The organism is Psychrobacter sp. TB20-MNA-CIBAN-0197 (assembly GCF_040309765.1).
Classification (GTDB): Bacteria; Pseudomonadota; Gammaproteobacteria; order Pseudomonadales; family Moraxellaceae; genus Psychrobacter; species Psychrobacter submarinus.
Genome location: NZ_JBEOPC010000070.1, coordinates 1 through 1,090, shown reverse-complemented (window position 1 = coordinate 1,090; position 1,090 = coordinate 1). Strand labels below are relative to the sequence as shown.

The 1,090-nt window shown below is 36.5% G+C and carries 3 protein-coding genes; 2 read left to right on the top strand and 1 reads right to left on the bottom strand.

The window, feature by feature from the left end; genetic code table 11:
* On the bottom strand, positions 1–98 hold a 98-nt coding region (locus tag AAEY83_RS12660; RefSeq protein WP_351059234.1), incomplete at its 3' end, for a nucleotide-binding protein.
* Positions 99–334: 236 nt separating this feature from the next.
* Between AAEY83_RS12660 and AAEY83_RS12655 the strand changes: the two genes are divergently transcribed.
* A complete protein-coding gene (locus tag AAEY83_RS12655) occupies positions 335–547 on the top strand; it encodes a helix-turn-helix domain-containing protein (RefSeq protein ID WP_025643759.1) in 213 nt (70 codons plus the stop codon).
* A 129-nt stretch (positions 548–676) separates the two neighbouring features.
* Positions 677–946: a hypothetical protein gene (locus AAEY83_RS12650; protein WP_025643761.1), complete on the top strand. Its 270-nt coding sequence runs from the start codon at positions 677–679 to the stop codon at positions 944–946.
* Positions 947–1,090 lie beyond the last annotated feature (144 nt).

Sequence of the window (1,090 nt, the reverse complement as noted above, 5' to 3'; positions counted from 1 at the left end):
ACACTATGACCCTGAAGTTGTAGCCCACGTGCCAAATGCGTGGCTATCGTGGTCTTGCCGCTGCCGCCTTTTTGGTTCAGTACTGCGATTACTTTCATGGTAAAGGCCTTATGATGATTATATATTCATACACTCAAATGAGTAAGTACTCATATAAGTATATTATCGCAAAGGGCTAGTAAGCACAACTGAAAGTATTGAGCTTATTAGTATTGGACAGGTCTTGCTATTAAACCGATATGACACGTAGTAAAATGCACTGCTTAATAGCACTATGCGTGTCTAGCGAATAATTTGTATGCTAGTAGCACTATATTTGAAATAGGAGACGATCATGATTAAGTGTCATTTATCAACAATAATGGGTGAAAAGCGCCTTAAAATTGCAGATGTTGCAAGAGAAACTTCTATCAACAGAGGCACAATCACGCGTATGTATCATGAAGAAGCCACTCGAGTAGATTTAGAAGTGATTGAAAAGCTATGCCGCTATTTTGAAATTGAGGTAGGCGACCTATATGAGCTTGTTGACAATCCAGAAATATAACTTCTAAAAATACAAAATAATCTACAGTAGGTTATTTTATCTTGCAATGAGTCAAAATGCGTGTATAATTTTACCTGTAGCAGGACATTTAATTAATTAAAAAATCTAATTAACCTACAGGAGGTTATTATGTATACGTCAGCGCAGCAACCAACAACGTCATCTTGGTTTGATCACAATGTGAAGGTTTTAACCAAGCAACTTATTGAAAACTTACAAATACAGCAAGGTTCACAGCTGGCCAAAATATTGGGCGTGAATCCGATTTTCTATAATGATGAGGCGCTTCATGTATGGGTACAGCGCCAGATAGATGAGGGGTTAATCGTTGATGATGAGGCGATTGGTGTGCTTGAGGCGGCGTTTATTGATTTAATGAATGCTAAAGAAGCTGTATAAATACTTGATTAAAAGAACGAGCAAAGTTTAGCTGATCAAACTAGTAGCTAAACTTTACTCATGTTTTTACACATTATTTTAAAACTTGAAATAAATGAAAAGGCTTTGTGCTTTCAGCAAGTTGAAATAGCAATGGAGTTATAT

Coding starts and splice junctions, on each gene's coding strand:
- AAEY83_RS12655 (WP_025643759.1), top strand. CDS start 335: ATGATTAAGTGTCATTTATCAACAATAATGGGTGAAAAGCGCCTTAAA.
- AAEY83_RS12650 (WP_025643761.1), top strand. CDS start 677: ATGTATACGTCAGCGCAGCAACCAACAACGTCATCTTGGTTTGATCAC.